Annotated in this window: 18 protein-coding genes and 1 tRNA gene; 11 read left to right on the forward strand and 8 right to left on the reverse strand. The window is 67.4% G+C overall.

Annotation, left to right across the window (positions count from 1 at the left end; translation table 11 throughout):
* The first annotated feature begins 9 nt into the window (after window positions 1–9).
* Window positions 10–801 (forward strand): ABC transporter permease, encoded by a 792-nt coding sequence (locus FKR81_RS17080; RefSeq protein ID WP_235921590.1) that lies wholly within the window; start codon window positions 10–12, stop codon window positions 799–801.
* Here the strand turns inward: FKR81_RS17080 and FKR81_RS17085 are convergent.
* Window positions 776–2,731 (reverse strand): cytochrome c oxidase assembly protein, encoded by a 1,956-nt coding sequence (locus tag FKR81_RS17085; RefSeq protein ID WP_146353034.1) that lies wholly within the window; start codon window positions 2,729–2,731, stop codon window positions 776–778. The genes FKR81_RS17080 and FKR81_RS17085 overlap by 26 nt on opposite strands.
* 35 nt (window positions 2,732–2,766) lie before the next feature.
* On the opposite strand from FKR81_RS17085, the gene FKR81_RS17090 reads away from it, so the two are divergent.
* The gene (locus FKR81_RS17090; RefSeq protein ID WP_146353035.1) at window positions 2,767–3,312 is read left to right on the forward strand and encodes a DUF3558 family protein; all 546 of its coding nucleotides are present in this window, start codon (window positions 2,767–2,769) and stop codon (window positions 3,310–3,312) included.
* Here FKR81_RS17090 and FKR81_RS17095 read toward each other — a convergent pair.
* On the reverse strand, window positions 3,198–4,442 hold the full coding sequence (locus FKR81_RS17095; RefSeq protein WP_146353036.1) for an MFS transporter: 1,245 nt from the start codon (window positions 4,440–4,442) through the stop codon (window positions 3,198–3,200). The two genes, FKR81_RS17090 and FKR81_RS17095, sit on opposite strands and share 115 nt — an antisense overlap.
* A 65-nt stretch (window positions 4,443–4,507) precedes the next feature.
* On the opposite strand from FKR81_RS17095, the gene FKR81_RS17100 reads away from it, so the two are divergent.
* Window positions 4,508–5,587, forward strand: coding sequence for a LacI family DNA-binding transcriptional regulator (locus tag FKR81_RS17100; RefSeq protein WP_146353037.1), 1,080 nt, complete (start codon window positions 4,508–4,510; stop codon window positions 5,585–5,587).
* 126 nt (window positions 5,588–5,713) lie between these two features.
* Window positions 5,714–5,786: transfer RNA gene (locus FKR81_RS17105), tRNA-Arg, on the forward strand.
* Between the two features lies 1 nt (window position 5,787).
* Here the strand turns inward: FKR81_RS17105 and FKR81_RS17110 are convergent.
* From FKR81_RS17110 to FKR81_RS43600, 5 genes are all read right to left on the reverse strand, one after another.
* Window positions 5,788–7,002: a site-specific integrase gene (locus FKR81_RS17110; protein ID WP_146353038.1), complete on the reverse strand. Its 1,215-nt coding sequence runs from the start codon at window positions 7,000–7,002 to the stop codon at window positions 5,788–5,790.
* Window positions 7,002–7,181, reverse strand: a complete 180-nt coding sequence (locus FKR81_RS17115; protein ID WP_146353039.1) for a helix-turn-helix transcriptional regulator — start codon at window positions 7,179–7,181, stop codon at window positions 7,002–7,004. The genes FKR81_RS17110 and FKR81_RS17115 overlap by 1 nt, the downstream gene beginning before the upstream one ends.
* Entirely contained in the window at window positions 7,178–8,521 is a 1,344-nt protein-coding gene (locus FKR81_RS17120; RefSeq protein ID WP_146353040.1) for a replication initiator, read from the reverse strand. Before FKR81_RS17120 ends, FKR81_RS17115 begins: the two co-directional genes overlap by 4 nt.
* A 105-nt stretch (window positions 8,522–8,626) precedes the next feature.
* Window positions 8,627–9,187: a hypothetical protein gene (locus tag FKR81_RS17125; RefSeq protein WP_146353041.1), complete on the reverse strand. Its 561-nt coding sequence runs from the start codon at window positions 9,185–9,187 to the stop codon at window positions 8,627–8,629.
* A 21-nt stretch (window positions 9,188–9,208) separates the two neighbouring features.
* Complete coding sequence (locus tag FKR81_RS43600; RefSeq protein WP_186763016.1) at window positions 9,209–9,376, reverse strand: hypothetical protein; 168 nt, start codon at window positions 9,374–9,376, stop codon at window positions 9,209–9,211.
* Window positions 9,377–9,383: 7 nt separating this feature from the next.
* On the opposite strand from FKR81_RS43600, the gene FKR81_RS17130 reads away from it, so the two are divergent.
* Complete coding sequence (locus tag FKR81_RS17130) at window positions 9,384–9,683, forward strand: NUDIX hydrolase (RefSeq protein WP_235921591.1); 300 nt, start codon at window positions 9,384–9,386, stop codon at window positions 9,681–9,683.
* Window positions 9,684–9,778: 95 nt separating this feature from the next.
* Here the strand turns inward: FKR81_RS17130 and FKR81_RS17135 are convergent, their stop codons facing one another.
* Window positions 9,779–10,096 carry a hypothetical protein gene (locus tag FKR81_RS17135; RefSeq protein WP_146353043.1) on the reverse strand — a complete coding sequence of 106 codons (318 nt, stop codon included), beginning with the start codon at window positions 10,094–10,096 and terminating at the stop codon, window positions 9,779–9,781.
* Window positions 10,097–12,004: 1,908 nt separating this feature from the next.
* On the opposite strand from FKR81_RS17135, the gene FKR81_RS43605 reads away from it, so the two are divergent.
* The 6 genes from FKR81_RS43605 to FKR81_RS17160 all read left to right on the forward strand — a co-directional run bounded on the left by FKR81_RS43605 (window position 12,005) and on the right by FKR81_RS17160 (window position 16,720).
* Window positions 12,005–12,178, forward strand: coding sequence for a hypothetical protein (locus tag FKR81_RS43605; RefSeq protein WP_186763010.1), 174 nt, complete (start codon window positions 12,005–12,007; stop codon window positions 12,176–12,178).
* 300 nt (window positions 12,179–12,478) lie between these two features.
* Entirely contained in the window at window positions 12,479–12,904 is a 426-nt protein-coding gene (locus FKR81_RS17140) for a TadE/TadG family type IV pilus assembly protein (protein ID WP_146353044.1), read from the forward strand.
* The gene (locus FKR81_RS17145; protein WP_146353045.1) at window positions 12,901–13,275 is read left to right on the forward strand and encodes a TadE/TadG family type IV pilus assembly protein; all 375 of its coding nucleotides are present in this window, start codon (window positions 12,901–12,903) and stop codon (window positions 13,273–13,275) included. The genes FKR81_RS17140 and FKR81_RS17145 overlap by 4 nt, the downstream gene beginning before the upstream one ends.
* Complete coding sequence (locus FKR81_RS17150) at window positions 13,275–14,408, forward strand: pilus assembly protein TadG-related protein (protein ID WP_146353046.1); 1,134 nt, start codon at window positions 13,275–13,277, stop codon at window positions 14,406–14,408. Before FKR81_RS17145 ends, FKR81_RS17150 begins: the two co-directional genes overlap by 1 nt.
* Before the next feature lie 128 nt (window positions 14,409–14,536).
* Window positions 14,537–16,084, forward strand: a complete 1,548-nt coding sequence (locus FKR81_RS17155; protein WP_235921592.1) for a S8 family serine peptidase — start codon at window positions 14,537–14,539, stop codon at window positions 16,082–16,084.
* 159 nt (window positions 16,085–16,243) lie between these two features.
* Window positions 16,244–16,720, forward strand: coding sequence for a hypothetical protein (locus FKR81_RS17160; protein ID WP_146353047.1), 477 nt, complete (start codon window positions 16,244–16,246; stop codon window positions 16,718–16,720).
* Window positions 16,721–16,840: the final 120 nt, after the last annotated feature.

The following is a 16,840-nucleotide window of genomic DNA, read 5'->3' on the forward strand; positions in this document are numbered from 1 at the left end:
GGGAAACCAATGGCGACGATGACCTGGCAGGGCACCAACTACGGCACGCAGCTGATGGTGCTGACCGGCCGATCACTGCGGAAGTTCTTCAACACGCCCGCGCTGATCTTCTTCAGCATCCTGCAGCCGCTGATCATGCTGACCCTGTTCAGCCAGATCTTCAGCAGCATCACGTCGACGGCGAACTTCGCGCCGGGCATGACGTACGTGAACTACCTGCTGCCCGCGATCCTGGTGAACACGGCGATGCAGTCGTCACTGCAGTCCGGCGTCGGGCTCGTGACGGACATGAAGGACGGCGTGATCGCACGCTTCCGCTCGCTGCCCATCAGGCTCAGCACGGTCCTGCTGGCCCGCAACCTGTCCGACTCCGTGCGCACGGGCGGCCAGCTGCTCCTGATGATCGTGTTCGGCGTGCTCGTCTTCGGGTTCGCCCCGGCGGGCGGCGTGCTCGGCACGCTGGCGGCGATGGGACTCGCGCTCGCGGTCGGCTGGGCGCTCAGCTGGGTGTTCCTGGCGATCGGCGCGTGGGTGCGCAACGCCGAGCTGATGCAGAGCATCGGCTTCCTGGCGATGTTCCCGCTGATGTTCGCGTCCAGCGCGTTCGTGCCGACGGCCGCGCTGCCCAGCTGGCTGCAGGCGGTCGCGAACGTCAACCCGCTCACCTACGCGGTCGACGCGTCGCGCAGCCTCGCGCTCGCCCAGCCGGTGACCGGCGTGGTCGGCGCGCTCGTCACGAGCCTGACGATCGCGGTGATCGGCGCGGCGTTCGCGATCAGGGGTTTCCGCCGCCCGCTTTAGATTCGCGCTCAGCCAGTTTCTGCAACATGCGGTTGTAGGCCGCGAGGTCGGCGTCGTCATCGGCGTCGGCCTTGCGGTCCATCCGGCGGGCGTCGCGGTCGTCGGACCGCGCCCACTGCACGAGCAGCGCGACCATCACGATCAGCAGCGGGATCTCACCCGCCGCCCACGCGATGCCGCCACCGAGCCGCTGCTCCTCCAGCAGGTTCGCGACCCACGGCAGCGTCAGCGAGTTGTAGAAGTCCTCGCCGATCACGTTCTGCGAGCTCATCAGCACGACGCCGAAGAACGCGTGGAACGGGATGGACGCGAACAGCAGGCCGAGCCTTCCCAGTGGTGGCAGGCGGTTCGGCGCGGGGTCGATGCCGATCACCGGCCAGTAGAAGACGTAGCCGACGAGGATGAAGTGGGCGTTCATCGCGAGGTGCGCCCAGTGGTACGGCAGCGCCGAGTCGAACAGCCCGGAGAAGTACAGGCCGTAGAACGAGCCGACGAACAGCAGCAGCGCGACGATGGGGTTCGTCAGGAACTTCGCCACCGGCGACTGCACGAACGCGAGGATCCACTCGCGCGGCCCCGGCGGGTTCTCCTTGCCCGCCACGGGAAGCGCGCGCAGCGCCAGCGTCACCGGGCCGCCGAGCACCAGCAGGATCGGCGCCAGCATGGACAGGATCATGTGCGCTTCCATGTGCACGCTGAACATCGCGGGCGCGTACCGGCCCATGCCCGACGACGTGCCGATCAGCACCGCGAGGCACCCGGCCAGCCACGCGATCGTCCGGCCGACCGGCCACGCGTCGCCGCGCTTGCGCAGCCTGCGCACACCGGCCAGGTACAGCGCGCCGAGGACGAGCGCGACCGTGCCGAAGATCAGGTCGAAGCGCCAGTCGAACAGGATGCGGCCGAACGTGGGCGGCCCGGCCAGGTCGTAGCCGATCTTCAGCTCGACCGAGCTCGGCAACGGCCGGGAGTCGGCGGGCGGAGGCGTGCGGCTCAGCGCGGTCGCGAGGCCGATCGTCAGCATCATCAGCAGAACCTCGACGCCGGCGAGCCGCAGCAGCGCGTTCGACGAGCCTTCGACGACCTGCTTGACGCTCTTCTCGCGCTGGAAGTAGCCGACGACACCGAGCAGCAGCAGGCAGGCGATCTTGCCGACGAGCAGCCAGCCGTACGTGGAGGTGAAGAGGTCGCCGACCGAGACGCGCACGAACGCGTTCACGACGCCCGACACGGCCATGACGATCCAGCAGACCAGCGCCACCTTGGAGAACCGGGTCGTGGCGAGCGCGAGGTGGTCTCCCCCGCGTTTGCCGTGCGCCAGCAACGCGATCAGCCCGCCCACCCACAACGCGGCCGCGACGAGGTGGAACAGCAGGCTGTTCGTGGCCAGGTCGTGCGCGCCGCCGCTGGACGAGTGGCCGGTCACCGCGACCGGGACGAGCGCGAACACCGCGAGGAAGAACAGCGCGGTCGTCCACCCCCACGACAGCACCAGGCGGCAGCCGAGAGCGATGAGGCTCACGATCACCGCGGTGATCGCCCACGCCTTCGACTGCTCGATCAGGCTGGCCGTCGTGATCAGCTCACCGAGGTCGAACAGCTCGGTGACGGGCTGACCGACGGCGTCCGCGGTCGTGTACGGCACGGACAGCACGGCACCCAGCAACCAGAGGAGCGCGGACCAGCCGGCCATGCGCAGCCCCGCGTACCCGCTGGGCGCGAGCGTGCCGGAGTCGCGCGGTGGCACCAGGAACGCGGCGAGCAGCAGCGATCCGATGCAGACGGTCGCGCCCGTCTCGGTCAGCACCCGCACGACGAGCAGGCCGAACTGCTGGTTGCCCGAGAGCGTGCTCAGCCCGACGGCGACGAGCGCGGCGATGGCGAAACCGCAGGCGAGGAGGGGGACGAGTCCGGTGCGCTTGGTTGCCACGTCTGGAGCGTACGCAACCTCTACTGTTGATCGGCGTGAGCCGTTCTCGTCCCGTTCTCCTCCTGCTCATGGCACTCGTGCTGACCGGTTGCGCCTACTCGGTGCAGGGGTCACCCGCCCCCGGCGCGCTGCCTTCGTCGTCGTCGGAAGGGCCCAAGATCCCGACCACGTTCACCGTGGCGAGCGCCGATCCGTGCACGTTCCTCACGCAGGACGACCTCAAGCCGCTCGGGCCGTACAAGAGGGAGCCGAGGAGACAGGACGACCGGATCCAGCAGTCGTGCCAGTTCGTGCTGAACGACGGCAGCGACGCCGGGATCACCGTGGTGACGGCGGCCTACCTGCCGTACCAGGACGCGAAGGCGAAGCAGCGGCTCGGGCGCGAGGTGTTCGTCGAGAAGCACTCGACGTGGCTGACCTGCACGCAGCAGGGTCCGGACATGGTGTGCACGGCGGTCGTCGCCGTTCACCCCGAGCGGTCGTTGCTCGTCGCGCTCGCGTTGCACGGCGCGACCGAGGACAAGGTCGCGGCCACGTTGACCCCGCTGGCTTCCGCGGCGTTGAAGCGCCTGCCCGCCTGACGGGCGAGCAGCGTCGCCGGAATGATCAACGCGGTGACGAGGCCGACGAAGCCGAGCGCGATGGTGAGCGTGCTGGCGTGCGCCAGCCCGCCGACGATCGGCGGTCCGACGAGGAAGCCGGTGTAGGCGATCGTCGTGACCAGGCCCAGCTCGCGCTCGCCACCGGTGCCGTCCGCGCGCCTGCCGACGTCGCTCGCGAGGTCCATGACGACCGGGAACGAGAAGGCGAGCCCGAGCCCGGTGAGCCCGAAGCCGAGGTAGCCGGCCGCGGGGAACGGCACGAGCACGGCGAGCGCGAGACCCGTCGCCGCCACTCCCCCGCCGGCCGCGAGCAGGCGGTGCGGACCCACCTTGCGCTGGATGGGTTCGCCGAACAGGCGGGCGACGGCCATCGCGATCGAGAACCCGGCGTACGCGTACGCCGCCGCCGCTTCGCCCAGACCGCGTTCGCGCACCAGGAAGAGCGCGCTCCAGTCCGCTGACGCGCCTTCCGCGATGGCCGAGCAGAGCGCGATGCTCGCGAGCAGCCAGAGCACCGGGCTCTTCAGCACGGACTTCTGCGCGACGGGCTCGTCGCGGTGCTTCTCACCGACGCCGCCGGGCGCGTGCTTGGCGACCGCGAGCAGCATGACCAGTCCGATCGCCCCGGCCGTGACGAAGTGCCGCATCGGGTTCCACTGCGCCTGCGCGGCGGCCGCGGCACCGAGCGAGCCGAGCAGCCCGCCGAAGCTCCAGCCGGCGTGGAACTGCGGCATCAGCGGACGCTTCAACGCGCGGATCACCGCGACCGCGCCGACGTTCATCGACACGTCGACCGTCGCGACCGTCGAACCGAGCAGAACGAGCGCGAGCCCGAGCTGCAGCGGTGTCGTCGCGACCGCGAGCAGCGGCAGGACGAGCACGCTGAGGAAGCTGCTGCCGAGCATGAACGGCCGTGAACCGTAAGCCGCGCACAGCCGTGCCGCGATCGGTGCCGTGACGGCGAGCCCGATGCTGGCGCCGAGCAGTGCGAGCCCGAGCGTCGCCTCGTTCGCGCCGATCTGCGTGGCCAGCGCGGGCACGCGTGCCGCCCACGTGCCGAAAACGACTCCGTTCAGCACGAACACGACGAACACAGCGAGGCGGGCCATGTCCTCCAGCATGACTGAAGCGCTTCAGTAGATCCAGCCGTATGGGCTTCTTCTAGGGTGTGAGCGTGGACTCGGATCGACCTCGCAGGCCGACGCTGGACACCGTCGCCTCTGCGGTCGGGGTGTCCCGCGCGACGGTGTCGAACGCGTACAACCGGCCCGACCAGCTGTCGGCGTCGCTGCGCACGCGCATCCTCGAGACCGCCCGGTCGCTGGGCTACGCCGGCCCGGACCCGGTCGCCCGCAGCCTCGCGACCCGCCGCAACGCCGCCGTCGGCCTGATGCTGCCGCAGGGCCTGTCCGTCGCGTTCACCGATCCGTCGCTGTCGATCGTGCTCGACGGCCTCGCGTCCACCGTCGACGGCCACGACCACTGCCTCGTGCTGATGCCGGGCAACGACACCGGCGGCCCGCGCCCCGAAACGGTGTCCCGCGCCCAGGCCGACGTCGTCGTCGCCTACTCCCTGCCCGACTCCGCACCCGCCTTGTCCGCCGTTTCCGCCCGCGGACTGCCGCTTGTCGTGATCGACCAGCCAGTAATCTCCGGCACAGCTCGTGTCGAAGTGGACGATTCCGGCGGCGCCCGTTTGGCCGCTTCACATCTGCTCGCGTTGGGGCACAGCCGGTTCGGCATCCTGACATTCGCCCTGCACCCGGACGGTTACCGCGGCCCGGTCTCGTGTTCGCGGCGCGCCTCGATCCCGTTCCGGGTGAGCCGCGACCGCCTCACGGGTTACCTCGACGCTTTGGAGAATGGCGGGGTCGCGGCGGAGAATGTTCCGGTGTGGGAAGCGAGCGGCAGCGGTCGCGAGCTCGGTCGTGAAGGGGCGCGGTGGATGTTGACGCGCACCCCTCGCCCGAGCGCGCTGCTGTGCGCCTCGGACCAACTGGCGTTCGGCGCACTCCAAGCCGCCCGCGACCTCGGCCTCTCCGTGCCGGGTGACGTGTCGGTGGTCGGCTTCGACGACGTGCCGGAAGCCTCGGTGTCCGACCCACCGTTGACTACTGTGCGTCAACCCCTGGCCGAGAAGGGGCGCCTGGCGGGCCAACTGGCCCTGAAGTTACTGGCAGGCGCCAGACCGCCACGGGCGACGCGGCTCGACGTTTCCCTCATTTCGAGAGCCTCCTGCGCCCCATCGAAGTGATCCGCGTCACGTTTAGACCGATTTGATCACTCTTTTGGGCGCAGGCCGGAAACGGTCGATCGACTCCGGACGATGTGTCCGTTGGGGAGGCACCACCGCTACGGCGGGTGGCGGCCTGCTCCGCAAGCCTCCGTAGCTCAGTGGAGAGAGCGAGGGACTTCTAATCCCGAGGTCGCAGGTTCGAATCCTGCCGGGGGCGCTCAGCGCCTGTTCAGCACGTCATGGGCCGATCTTCCACAAGATCGGCCCAGTGCTTGTCCAGTTGTTTCAGTCAGCAGGCCTTCCAGCGGTCGCGCGGCCGTCTCGCCGACAGTTCCGCGGTTCATGTACACGTCCTGGGTCATGCTGACCTGGGCGTGACCGAGGTAGTCGGCGATCTCCCGTGCCGTGAGCCCCGCCGCATCGAGCTGGGTCGCGACGAGGTGCCGGAACGCGTGCGGGTGCAACCCCTCCCATTCCGACCCGGCCAGCACCTTCCGCAGCCTCTTGCGGGTGTTGTCCGGATCCTGTAGTCCTCCCGTCGAGGACGGAAACACCCACCGTGAGGTTGCAAGCACTCGCCGTTTCCGAAGCGCATCCATCGCCCAGGTCGGGATCGTGAGCGTCCGCATCCCCGCCGCCGACTTCGTGTGCTCCTGGACGTACAGGCCCACACCTGTCAGCCGGATCACGGTCCCTTCCAGGAGCATCGTGTTCGAGTCCTCACGCACGCGCGGCCAATCGAGTGCGAGAAACTCGCCCAGTCGCGGCCCCACCGCCGCGAACATGTCCACGAGGTCGACCAGGTCGAACTGCTCCGCCTTTGGGTGAGCTGCCAGGTAGGCGCGTAGCCGCAGGAAGTCGTCCCACGTGATTCTGGTGAGTCTCGCGGCCGGCGTCTTCGGCTTCTTGCTCTCCCCCAGCGCGCCAACCTCGCGGAGCGGGTTCGTGTCCAACGCGTCGTAGCGGACGAACATGCCCATGATTCCGGTCAGAACCACCTTGGCGTGTTTCGCGCTGCCGAGACCCGCCTTGTCACGGATTGCCCTGAGCACGCGCTCAGCCGTTGCCACCGTGACCTGACGGCCGAGCAAGGCGCCCACCGGCTCGCGGAGATCCCGTTCCCACGATTCGCGGTACGTCCGCTTCGTACGCGCCGCTTTGCCAGATTCGTCCAGCTCACGGAGCCACATATCCGCGACCACATCGACCCTTGTCTGGTCGGCGACTTCCTCCCCCACGACTGCCCGTGCTCGATCCCTCAGGGCTGTCTTGAGATTGTTCTTGGCCCCGGTGTCACTCGTGCCGGTGCGTTCGACGCGTCGGAGCACCCCGTCATAGTCGCGGTAGTTGGTTACCGCCCGGACCTTGCCGCCCTTGAGCGGGTAGCACCTGATCTCGCCGTAGGTGCCGACCTCCAGTCGCGGCCGCGCCATCACCCCACCCCGGCAGGCTGTGCCTCGAACCAGGCTTGGACGTCTTCGGGGACGTAGCGGACGTATTTGCCGACTCGCCTACCGGGCGGGCCGTACTTCTTGGTGCGCCATTGGTAGAGGGTCTGCACGGGGATGCCGAGGAAGTCGGCGACGTCGGCGATGCTCCAGAGCTTGCTCATGATGCGTTCTCCCTTGCGTAGGTGCGTTGGCGTTGTTCCCTTCGGCCCTCGGCGATGGCCAAGGCGAGTTCTCGTTCCGCGTCGTCGGCGTAGCCGGATCCGGCGTAGGCCCAGTCGTTGACGACGGTCACCGCGTCGGCGTCGAAGCCGAGGCGGTCGAGGGTTTCGGCGGCGCGGAAGGTGCGGCGTTCGCCCCGGATCTGTTTGAAGGTGGTGCTGTAGCGCTGGGACTTGCTGAGGAAGTGGCCGCGGAAGCCGAGCATGTGAGCCCACTTGCGCAGGTGCAGGTCCTCATAGAGCGGCAGGGCGCCGAGGTCCCAGGCGGTTTGGATCATGCGGCGGTGATGCTCGGAGACGGGCAGGAACTCGATGTCCAGTTCGGACCGGATCGGCCGGTCGGCGGCGTGGCTCTTGCCGGTGCCCTTGGTGGCGTACTTCGCCACGTACGCGGCGAGCCGGGATTCGCTGATCTCGCCGTCGTTGTCTTCGAGCTGGTGGGCGTTGCTGGGGCGGATGTGGCGGACGTCGACCTGCTCACCCCAGACGAGGCGAAACGGCTGCCCGTCCGGGCGGGGTACCTCGAGGGAGACCGCGCGGGCGGCGAGCTGGACGCAGTGCTCGACGAGCTCGGCCGTCGCCCATTGCGGGGTGGGGTCGTGGGCGCCGTCGGGTCCGTCGATGCGGATGACGGCGTGGAAGTGCACGAGACCGCGCCGCTGGTACTCCGCGACCTTGGCGTACGAGAGTCGGGCGTGGTGCTTGAACTCCCGTACGGGTATGCCGGCCGCGTGAGCGAGGGTGCGGCGGAGGGTTTGGGCGAAGCGGGCCCAGAGGGCGCCGACGTTGGCCTGCCACAGGATCGAGCCGACGTAGTCGTAACCCTCAGCGTCGATCGGGGCGCTCAGGTTGGGGTCGGCGGGGCGGTGCCAGGCTCCGCAGGCGCAGGGCTGGGTCTTGCCGCGGCTGCTCTTGCGTGCGGAGTGGACCTTGCCGAAGCTCGGGGCGGTCAGCGTCGCGAACACCCTGCGCTTGTCGGACACGGTGAGCGGGACGCCTTTGGAGCCACCGGCGAGTCCGGCGTGCATGAGGTGGTAGGCGTCGGCGGCGTAGCGGTCCGAGCAGGCGGGGCAGACGGATTCGCGGCGGTTGCCGCAGGGGACGAAGACGTCTCCGCCGTAGTGGGCGAGGACGCGTCCGGTCTGGGCGTGGTGGAGTTGCCAGGCGCCGAACAGCTTGATCGGCTGGGCGCACCCGCCCGTGCGTTCGACCTTGTCGCGCCAGTCGCGGTAGTCGGCGGCCCGCAAGCGGGCGGTGATGCGGTCCTCCAGGGTGGGCAGCACCGGGTGGCCCTCCTTTCGCTTGTGGCAGAACAGGAAGCGGGGCACGGCTCAGGGGAGTGGCCGTGCCCCGCTCATGTGGGCAGCAGAGGGGATGTGCTGCCGGAGTCAGGTGAAGACGTGCCCGTTGCGGGCGGTGATCTCTGCGGCGATCTGAGCGGCCATATCGGGCTTCACGCGGACCACGGCCTGCACGTCGTCGACGGTCAGTTCCCGGCCCTTGGCGGCGAGCGCGGCTGCTTTGGCCTTGACCGGGGTGAGGATCGAGTCCGGTAGCCGCAGCGCGGTACCGGTCGCCAAGGCAGCGGACGGAGTCGGCACGGTGTGTGGTGCTGGGGTTGCGGATTCGGCCGGCATCGCCGGACGTGCCTGGTTGGCGTCGTGGTAGGCGCGGGTGATCGCTTCGTTGAACATCTGCTGGATCACCGGCATGACCTCGGCGACGCCGAACACCACGATCGGCACGATGAGGTGAATGGCCAGGTTCCCCGCGTCGAACGGCTCACGCCCGGTGGCCCAGGGGGCGATGGCGGGCCAGACGTTCATCACCAGTGTGGAGGTCAGTAACACCTTCTTGAGGCGGCTGACCCACACGTCGGCGAGCGTGATCCCGCGGGACAGGATCTCGGCTTCGAACATCAGCAGCATGATGAGGATTCCGGCGAGCATCGGTTCCGCGAGCCAGGCCGCTCACCACAGCGGGTCGTTCATGGTGCGGTGACCGGCCAGGAAGTCCTGGACACCGCGGCCGAGCGCGAGGAAGAACCACATGCCGCGGGCGATCAGGCGGCGCTGGGACTCGATCCGGACGGCGACCATGTCCGGATCGTCGACCAGGATTCCGATCGTTTCGGACACCCCTCGCATGGCGGCCGGGGCGCTGTTCGTCGACGGTGACCGAGTCCTGCTGGTGCGGAAGACCTACGGCGAACGCTGGGATCTCCCAGGAGGCTACGTCGACTGCGGTCCCCTCGGTGATGACGCGCAGAGCATCCAACTCGACCGCCAGGAGCTCGATCAGTGGGAGTGGGTTCCGGTCGACGAGCTTGCCGAGCGCACGATCCCGCGACTGGCGCGACGAATCCAGCACGCGTACGAAGCCTACGGTTCAGGCACGGTCGCGTATCTCGAGCACGGCGCTTCCCCGACGTCAGCGGGGCGCTAGACAGAGTGCAGCTGCTCCAGTCGCGACGAGGTGACCCATCGGGCGGCCAGCGCCAAGCCTTCGATCGTGCATAGGCGCTAGCCGCCCACCTCACGTCAGCCTTCGTACCGCAGCCAGCGCAACTTGCGGGTCACGATATAGCCGACGCCATCGCTGGCACAGGAGCAGTTGACCGGCGTCCAGTGCAAGTCACCTCCATGTGAGCCGAAACACGACCGAACTTCCTCGCCCGCGTACTTGGTCTTACGGACGACAGAATCTTCGGACGGGTTCTCTCGAACATAGGCGTTCTCGGTGACGACGAATACGTCACAACCTGCTGCACTGGCTGGCGAGGCGCCGATAGCGAACAGCGCCGAAATTGCTCCCGTTGTCAGCGCCGTGGCGGTGACTAACCGGACCAGCTTGTTCATGGGGCTCCTGTCGTTGAGCGTGATGTTGCCCGTGAACGATACCGGTTGGATCAACCTTCATGACACCGGAGTCGGTTGCACACTTCCCATGTCCGCCAGACATGAAACGTTTTCACATTACTCGTTGACGCGCTGTGCGGGATTTTCGACTTTATGGGTTGCCCTGCTCACCCCATGCCCGTATCCCTCGCTGGACACACTCACCTGACGAGAAGGCGTAGCAACAGCTGCCGTGTTCAGAGTTTCTTTCTTCATCAAGGCGGCCCCTGCGGGGCCGCGCACCGCTGTGCTTGAGCCCGCTTCGACAAGGGCCAGGGACCCGGCTCCGCCACCCTGGCCCGCCGGCGGGCGGAGGCGCGATCAGCTTCGGTAATCGCCGCAGTGAAGATCCCTGAGCCGAGGTCCCGACCACCCAATAGGTGCATCCCTGTCGAGCCTGCGGTCCAGCCTTACGCTGGCCACTGCGACAATCCAGCAATGGTGATCGACTGGTCGTCTCCTCGGTGGGTACCCGTAGGACTTCTGCTCGGCATACTGGGGATTGTTCGCGTGGTGGTTCGCGCGCGGGTCCAGGTTGTACGTTACGGCAGCAGGGACCACAATAACGCCCGGTTCCAAGCACAATAAGATTGACATGCTTTACGATGGTACTCCAATTGAGCGAATAACCCAAAGCACAGTATGGATCTGGCTTGGAGGGCGCAGTGTAATCAAGGGGAGCGATATCCTCCCTACGGATCGAATAGTTCTAAACATACGCGACTGTGCACACTTGCTGGATATCGCAGTCGCACGTCAGACGAAAGCCACAAACAACGTTCGACTAACACGATTGGAGGATGAACCGTCCTCGATATGGTCCAGCACCCAACCAACCGTACGGGTAGCGATTGATTTTGACTATCTTCACCCAAGGCAAGGGTTTGCGATCGATATCTACCATACCGCATCCACCCCGGAAGCCGTTGAAGTATGCGGCACAGTTATGGGAATACCGAAGGACTTCAAGCAGATTCGCGCAGGATCACGCATGGCTCTGACCATTGGCCCGTTGAGCATCGGTGCGATGACGATACCCAGCAGTCGCATACCGCTACATCTCCGCTATGGAGATGAGCGATTCGTGACAGCAATCCAGAGATCAGTTCAAGCCTTGTCGCGCCCATAGCGGATCTCCTGAGTGGCTAACGTATGTGGGCGGCCTACACCGCCGGGGACGACAGGGGCGCGCAGTGTGTCCGGCCGCCCCTCCAACCTCAAGGGTGCTTCGCATCGCTGCGCGACGACCCTCGGCCACCCTTGACCTTGGAGCCTCTGCGACCTACCAGCAGGAGTGGGGCAGGCGGGGCCTGCCGAGAGTGCGCGCGCCCCTGCCGTCCCCTCCCAGCGTGGTCAAGATCAAAGCCACACTTAACCCGCCACAAACGACCGCAGATGACAGCGCCAGATCATCCACAGTGGTCATTCGCTTTCGCGATCGTCGCTGCTAACGGCCGTCCATGCCACACAACGAGCAGCGACGAGAGGTGTGGATTCCCAATCCCGAGGTCGCAGGTTCGAATCCTGCCGGGGCACCGCAGTTCAGATCGATTCAGGAGGATTCGAGGCACCTCGAATCCTCCTGATCCCGCGGTCAGCGTGGCAGCAATGTGGCAGTTTGCGGGCCACAGTGGACCGTCACTCCAGCCGCATGAACACCACGAGTCACGCGGCGGTCGAATTCTCGACACTGTGAGTGCATGCAGCACTACGCAACGTCACGCGCGCGCACTTCGTTCAACTACCATCAACGCCCGGCTGCATGCCGTCATGGCTCAGATCGACGACACCGAGGCGAGCCAGGTCGCCGCACTGACTGGCCTCTCGCCCGAGCGCAGCGCCGAACTGGGCGGAGTACCCGAGTAACCGATGGCCGTACGACCCGCACTGCGATGCCTGACCCACGACCTCGCACTGCTCATCCCCACGGCCGACGTCGCGCTCGATGAGATCGAACACCCGCTGCTCGCCAAGGCTCCGTTCAATTCAGTGAACCTGCTGGGCTGCGCGAACGCATCCTGCGATCCCGTGTACGTCTGGTGAAGCAAGTCTGTCGTGCGATTGGTCATCCATAGTGGACTCAACGAAAGCCGCGGATTCGCGGTCGCCTGGGCGCTTCAGCCATCTCGGCGTGGCCCGGTTGGAGCCACGCGGAGGATTGACGACCCGGTTGAACAGGGAAGACGTCCTGACGCTCTCCGTCGAAGACCGGGCACGATGACACGTTCTTCCCGAACTGCAACCAGGCCGCAACCGGGCTCGCATCCCACCGAGTACACCGTGGGATCACCTGCCCGACGCCGGACTTGGTCCGGCGAACGACTCGACTGACTGGAGCGCCGGATGGTTCGGTTGTCGCCGTCTGATCGCGGTGCGGCCGCGGTGGAGTTCGCTTTGGTGGTACCGGTTCTGGTCGCGTTCCTGCTCGGCATCGTCGAGCTCGCCCGTGTCTTCATGGCTGACCAGGACGTCGCCACGGCCAGCCGTGAGGGTGCTCGCTACGCGCTGAGCGCCAAGCGCTTCGGGGACTGCGCGGGCGTTCGTGCCGCCGCAACGAGACTGGCCGCTCGCTCAGGTGGGTCGGAACTCACCGTGACGATCGACTACGACCACGGGCCCGGCACGGCGACGTACGCGTCGTGCCCCGTGCAGACGGTGGGTTCCGCCGACCGGATCGTCATCACGGTGTCCGGCACCGTCAGCCCCATCGTTCCGTTGTTCGATCCGGTCACCGTCAGCTCGACAACACGACGTTCGGTGGGCGCGTGAAAAGCGACCGGGGGGCGATGGCGGTCGAGCTCGCCCTGCTGCTGCCTGTGCTGTTGGTCGTTCTCGCGGGGGTGGTCGACCTCGGCGACGTCCTGCGCGTCCAGGTGCTGCTCCAGGACGCCGCGCAGGACGGCGTCAGCTATGCCGTCCGCCATCCGGGTGACCCGGCGCAAACACGTCAACGGGTCCTCGCGGCGAACACCGAGTTGGCCATGGACGCCGTGGTCGACTGCTCGGCCGGCCCCGTCGTGCGGGTCCGGGTCACCCACTCACACGACTGGCTCACCGGTCTGCTGTTCACCCAGCCCTTGGGGATGACAGCCGAGGTGCACGGAGACGTCCTGTCCACGAACAGTTGCGTGAGCGGCTGATGACCGGCCGGGACAACGGCGCCGTCGCGACCATCGTCGCCCTGTGCGTCGCCTTCGTGTTCATTCCACTGCTCGCGGTCACCGTGGACGTCGGCCGCGTCCTCGTCTCGCGCAGCGCCGTGCAGAACGCGGCCGACCACGCGGCGATGGCGGCGGCGTGGGCATCATGCGACGGCGAGGACCCCGTCGCCGCCGCGACGGCATCCGCCGGCCGCAACGGCTTCTCCGATGACGAAGTCGAGGTCGTCGACCGCGGCCAGGGCAGCCTGGGTGTGGTGGTGAGTCACGGTGTCGACGGTGTCTTCTCCCCTGTCGTCGGCGTGGAGACGGTGCCGGTGTCGGCGCGGGCCGCCGCGAGCTGCTCGAGCGAGCCGATCACCGCACCCGTCATCTACGCGCACAGCACGTGCCAGGAATCGCTCGCATGGGCGGGCAACGAGAACCACGTGAGCGGTGCCGTTCACACCAACGGACGACTGGCGGTCACCGGCAACCTCAACGTCCAGTCCGGTACGGCGACCTACTCGGGATCGATCTACTCGGCGGGCAACCAGAACACGTGGAGCCCGGCGACGCCGTCCCAGGTGCCCGCCCGCACCTGGCCGCTCACGCTCGACGTCAACGACTTCGACAACGGTGGCCGCTACACCACCAGGCCCGACTACGTGTCCGCGCCCGGCACCACGACGATCAGCGCGCAATGGTTGCGGCAGAAGGGGCATCTCATCGGCACCGCGCTCGCGCCGAAGATCTACTACACCGATGGGAGGGTCGACATCTCCGACATCGGGATCACCGGGACCGCGACGTTCGTCGCGCGCGGTGACATCACCTTCAGCGGTGTCAACATCAGCGTGCAGCCGCACTTCGCCAACATCTCCGCCTTCAGCGCCAAGGGGACGGGCGGTTGCGGCACGGACGGCGTCAGGCTGATCGGCAACTACGTCAGTCTGGCAGGCATCGTCCACGCACCGCGCGGCAACGTCTACCTGGCCGGCAACTACAACAGGATCGACGGCACCGTCATCGCGAACCAGATCACCTTGTACGGCAACAGGCTGACCATCAACACCGGCGTGGGTGCGACCATCCCGGGCACCCCGCGCATCGCACTGGACGCCTGGGACGACTGACGTGATCTGAAACCGTCGCTCGGAGGTCTGCAACCGAGTTGCACCCGACCTGCAACCGACAGCTACCGGCGTTCACCGCCACACTGGTCGAGCCTGGTGATCTCAACCGCTGCAGAGGGGAGATCCCAGTGCTCGTTTCTCGTGTCGCCACGGCGTTGACCACCGTCGCGATCGGACTGACCGCGGTGGTGGGGGTGGCCGGCGCCACCGACGAACCGATCCGGCCGACCATCGGAACCCCGGTCCGCGACCGCTACATCGTGGTTCTCGAGGACAACCTCACCATGTCCTCCACGAACGCGGCGTCGGACCTGACCCGCAGGCACGGCGGCAAACTCCGTCAAGCGTGGTCCGCCGCGCTCAACGGGTTCTCGCTCGACATCACCGAGGAAAGGGCGCAGCGCATCGCGGCGGACGACCGCGTCGCATACGTGGAACAGGTCGTCGAGGTGAACGTCACCGACACCCAGGCCGGTGCGACGTGGGGCCTGGACCGCCTGGACCAGAAGGCTCTTCCGCTGGACGCCAAGTACAACTACGGCACCACCGCGAGCAACGTCACCGCGTACATCCTGGACACCGGTATTCGCACGTCGCACGTCGACTTCGGTGGGCGGGCGTCGGTCGGGTACGACGCCGTCGGTGACACGTACAAGGGTCAGGACTGCCAGGGGCACGGCACGCACGTGGCGGGCACCGTCGGCGGCGCCACCTACGGGGTGGCCAAGCGGGCCAAGCTGGTCGCGGTGCGGGTGTTGAACTGCCAGGGCTCCGGCACCAGCGAGATGATCATCAACGGCATCAACTGGGTGACCCAGAACGCGGTGAAGCCCGCGGTGGTCAACATGAGCCTGGGTGGTGGCGCCAACTCGGCGATCGACCAGGCGGTGCGCAACTCCGTCGCGTCCGGCATCACCTACGCGGTGGCCGCGGGCAACGGCGACGCCGCGGGCGTGCACCAGGACGCCTGCACCCTGTCACCGGCACGAGTCAGCGAGGCGATCACGGTCGGCGCGATCGACAAGACCGACACCAAGGCCTCGTTCTCCAACTACGGCACCTGTCTCGACGTGTTCGCCCCCGGTGTTTCCATCGCCTCGTCCACGATCGCGAGCGACACCTCCACCGGCCTGATGAGCGGCACGTCGATGGCAACCCCGCACGTCGCGGGCGCCGCCGCGCTCTACCTGGCGATCAACCCGAACGCCACGCCCATGCAGGTCCGCGACGCGCTGGTGAACGGCGCCGTGAGCGGTGTGGTCAAGAACGCCATGACGGGCTCTCCCAACAAGGAGCTCCACACCAGCGGCCTGGCGGTCGTGCCGCCGCCGTCCGTGTTCAGCACGTCGACCGATGTGAAGATCCCCGGCACCGGAACGGTGCTGAGCCCGCTCACCGTGATCGGGCGGACGGGCAACGCACCCACCACCCTCAAGGTGACCGTGACGATCAAGCACACCGCCCGCGGTGACCTGGTCCTCGACCTGGTCGCACCGGACGGCAGCGCCTACCGCATGCAGAACTCGACATCGACCGACACCACGGACAACCTGACGGCCACCTACACGGTCAACGCGTCCAGCGAGCTCGCCAACGGCGTGTGGAACCTGAAGGTGCAGGACGTGTCCCGCCCCAAGGACCTCGGCTACATCGACTCCTGGCAGCTCACCTTCTGACCCGCTGAACGCCAACGGGTGGTCCACATAGGACCACCCGTTGGCGTAACGATCACCAATCCAACGGGTGATCATTTGACTGGTTCGCAACGCCGACAAGCACTCCGCGTCTCATTTGGTGGTTGGATGCGCCCCTCCCACCGTTCAACAGGAGCGATCTTGTCTCAACAACACGACGTGCCGCCGGCTTTCCTGCGCGTGTGGTGGCGCGTCCCGACCTGGTCCCGCATGCTGCCGGTCGTCTGCGGCTCACTGCTCGCGCCGATCGCGCTGGTGTCGTTCTCCTCGCCACCGCCGTCCGGCCAAGCGCCGGACATCGCGAATCCGGCGGTGCCGAGCACGACACCGCAAACGCCGCCGGTTCAGCCCGCCGCGGTGAACCACCAGTCGCCGAAGAACACCAGGACCACCACGACCGGTGACGTGCCGGCGTCGTCGTCCCCGGCTGCGACGCCGTCGTCCGCGGCCACCGAGCCGGCCGTGCCGTCGGAACGGCCCGCCGTCACTCCCCGCGGCATCGTCCTCGACGGAGCCCCGTGCTCCTATCAGGGAGAGACGGCCACCGCGTTCGCGAGCAGCGGACCCGTGGTGTGCGTGGTCACCAGAGACGGCACGCTGCGCTGGAGAAAGTCATGACGATCCACACCGCGATGAACAGCGCGGACGCACGCGTGATGCACGCGATGCAGCACGGTCCCGCCGCCTACCACTGCCCGGCCGGGCACGGCCCGCTGCGGGTGTGGCCGGACGCGAACG

The organism is Lentzea tibetensis, assembly GCF_007845675.1.
GTDB classification, from domain to species: domain Bacteria; phylum Actinomycetota; class Actinomycetes; order Mycobacteriales; family Pseudonocardiaceae; genus Lentzea; species Lentzea tibetensis.

Bases quoted from the DNA above. Each gene is read 5' to 3' on its own strand.
- FKR81_RS17080 (WP_235921590.1), top strand. From the start codon at position 10: ATGGCGACGATGACCTGGCAGGGCACCAACTACGGCACGCAGCTGATG.
- FKR81_RS17095 (WP_146353036.1), bottom strand. From the start codon at position 4,442: ATGGCCCGCCTCGCTGTGTTCGTCGTGTTCGTGCTGAACGGAGTCGTT.
- FKR81_RS17110 (WP_146353038.1), bottom strand. From the start codon at position 7,002: ATGGCGCGGCCGCGACTGGAGGTCGGCACCTACGGCGAGATCAGGTGC.
- FKR81_RS17115 (WP_146353039.1), bottom strand. From the start codon at position 7,181: ATGAGCAAGCTCTGGAGCATCGCCGACGTCGCCGACTTCCTCGGCATC.
- FKR81_RS17125 (WP_146353041.1), bottom strand. From the start codon at position 9,187: ATGCTCGCCGGAATCCTCATCATGCTGCTGATGTTCGAAGCCGAGATC.
- FKR81_RS17130 (WP_235921591.1), top strand. From the start codon at position 9,384: ATGGCGGCCGGGGCGCTGTTCGTCGACGGTGACCGAGTCCTGCTGGTG.
- FKR81_RS17135 (WP_146353043.1), bottom strand. From the start codon at position 10,096: ATGAACAAGCTGGTCCGGTTAGTCACCGCCACGGCGCTGACAACGGGA.
- FKR81_RS43605 (WP_186763010.1), top strand. From the start codon at position 12,005: ATGGCCGTACGACCCGCACTGCGATGCCTGACCCACGACCTCGCACTG.
- FKR81_RS17140 (WP_146353044.1), top strand. From the start codon at position 12,479: ATGGTTCGGTTGTCGCCGTCTGATCGCGGTGCGGCCGCGGTGGAGTTC.
- FKR81_RS17150 (WP_146353046.1), top strand. From the start codon at position 13,275: ATGACCGGCCGGGACAACGGCGCCGTCGCGACCATCGTCGCCCTGTGC.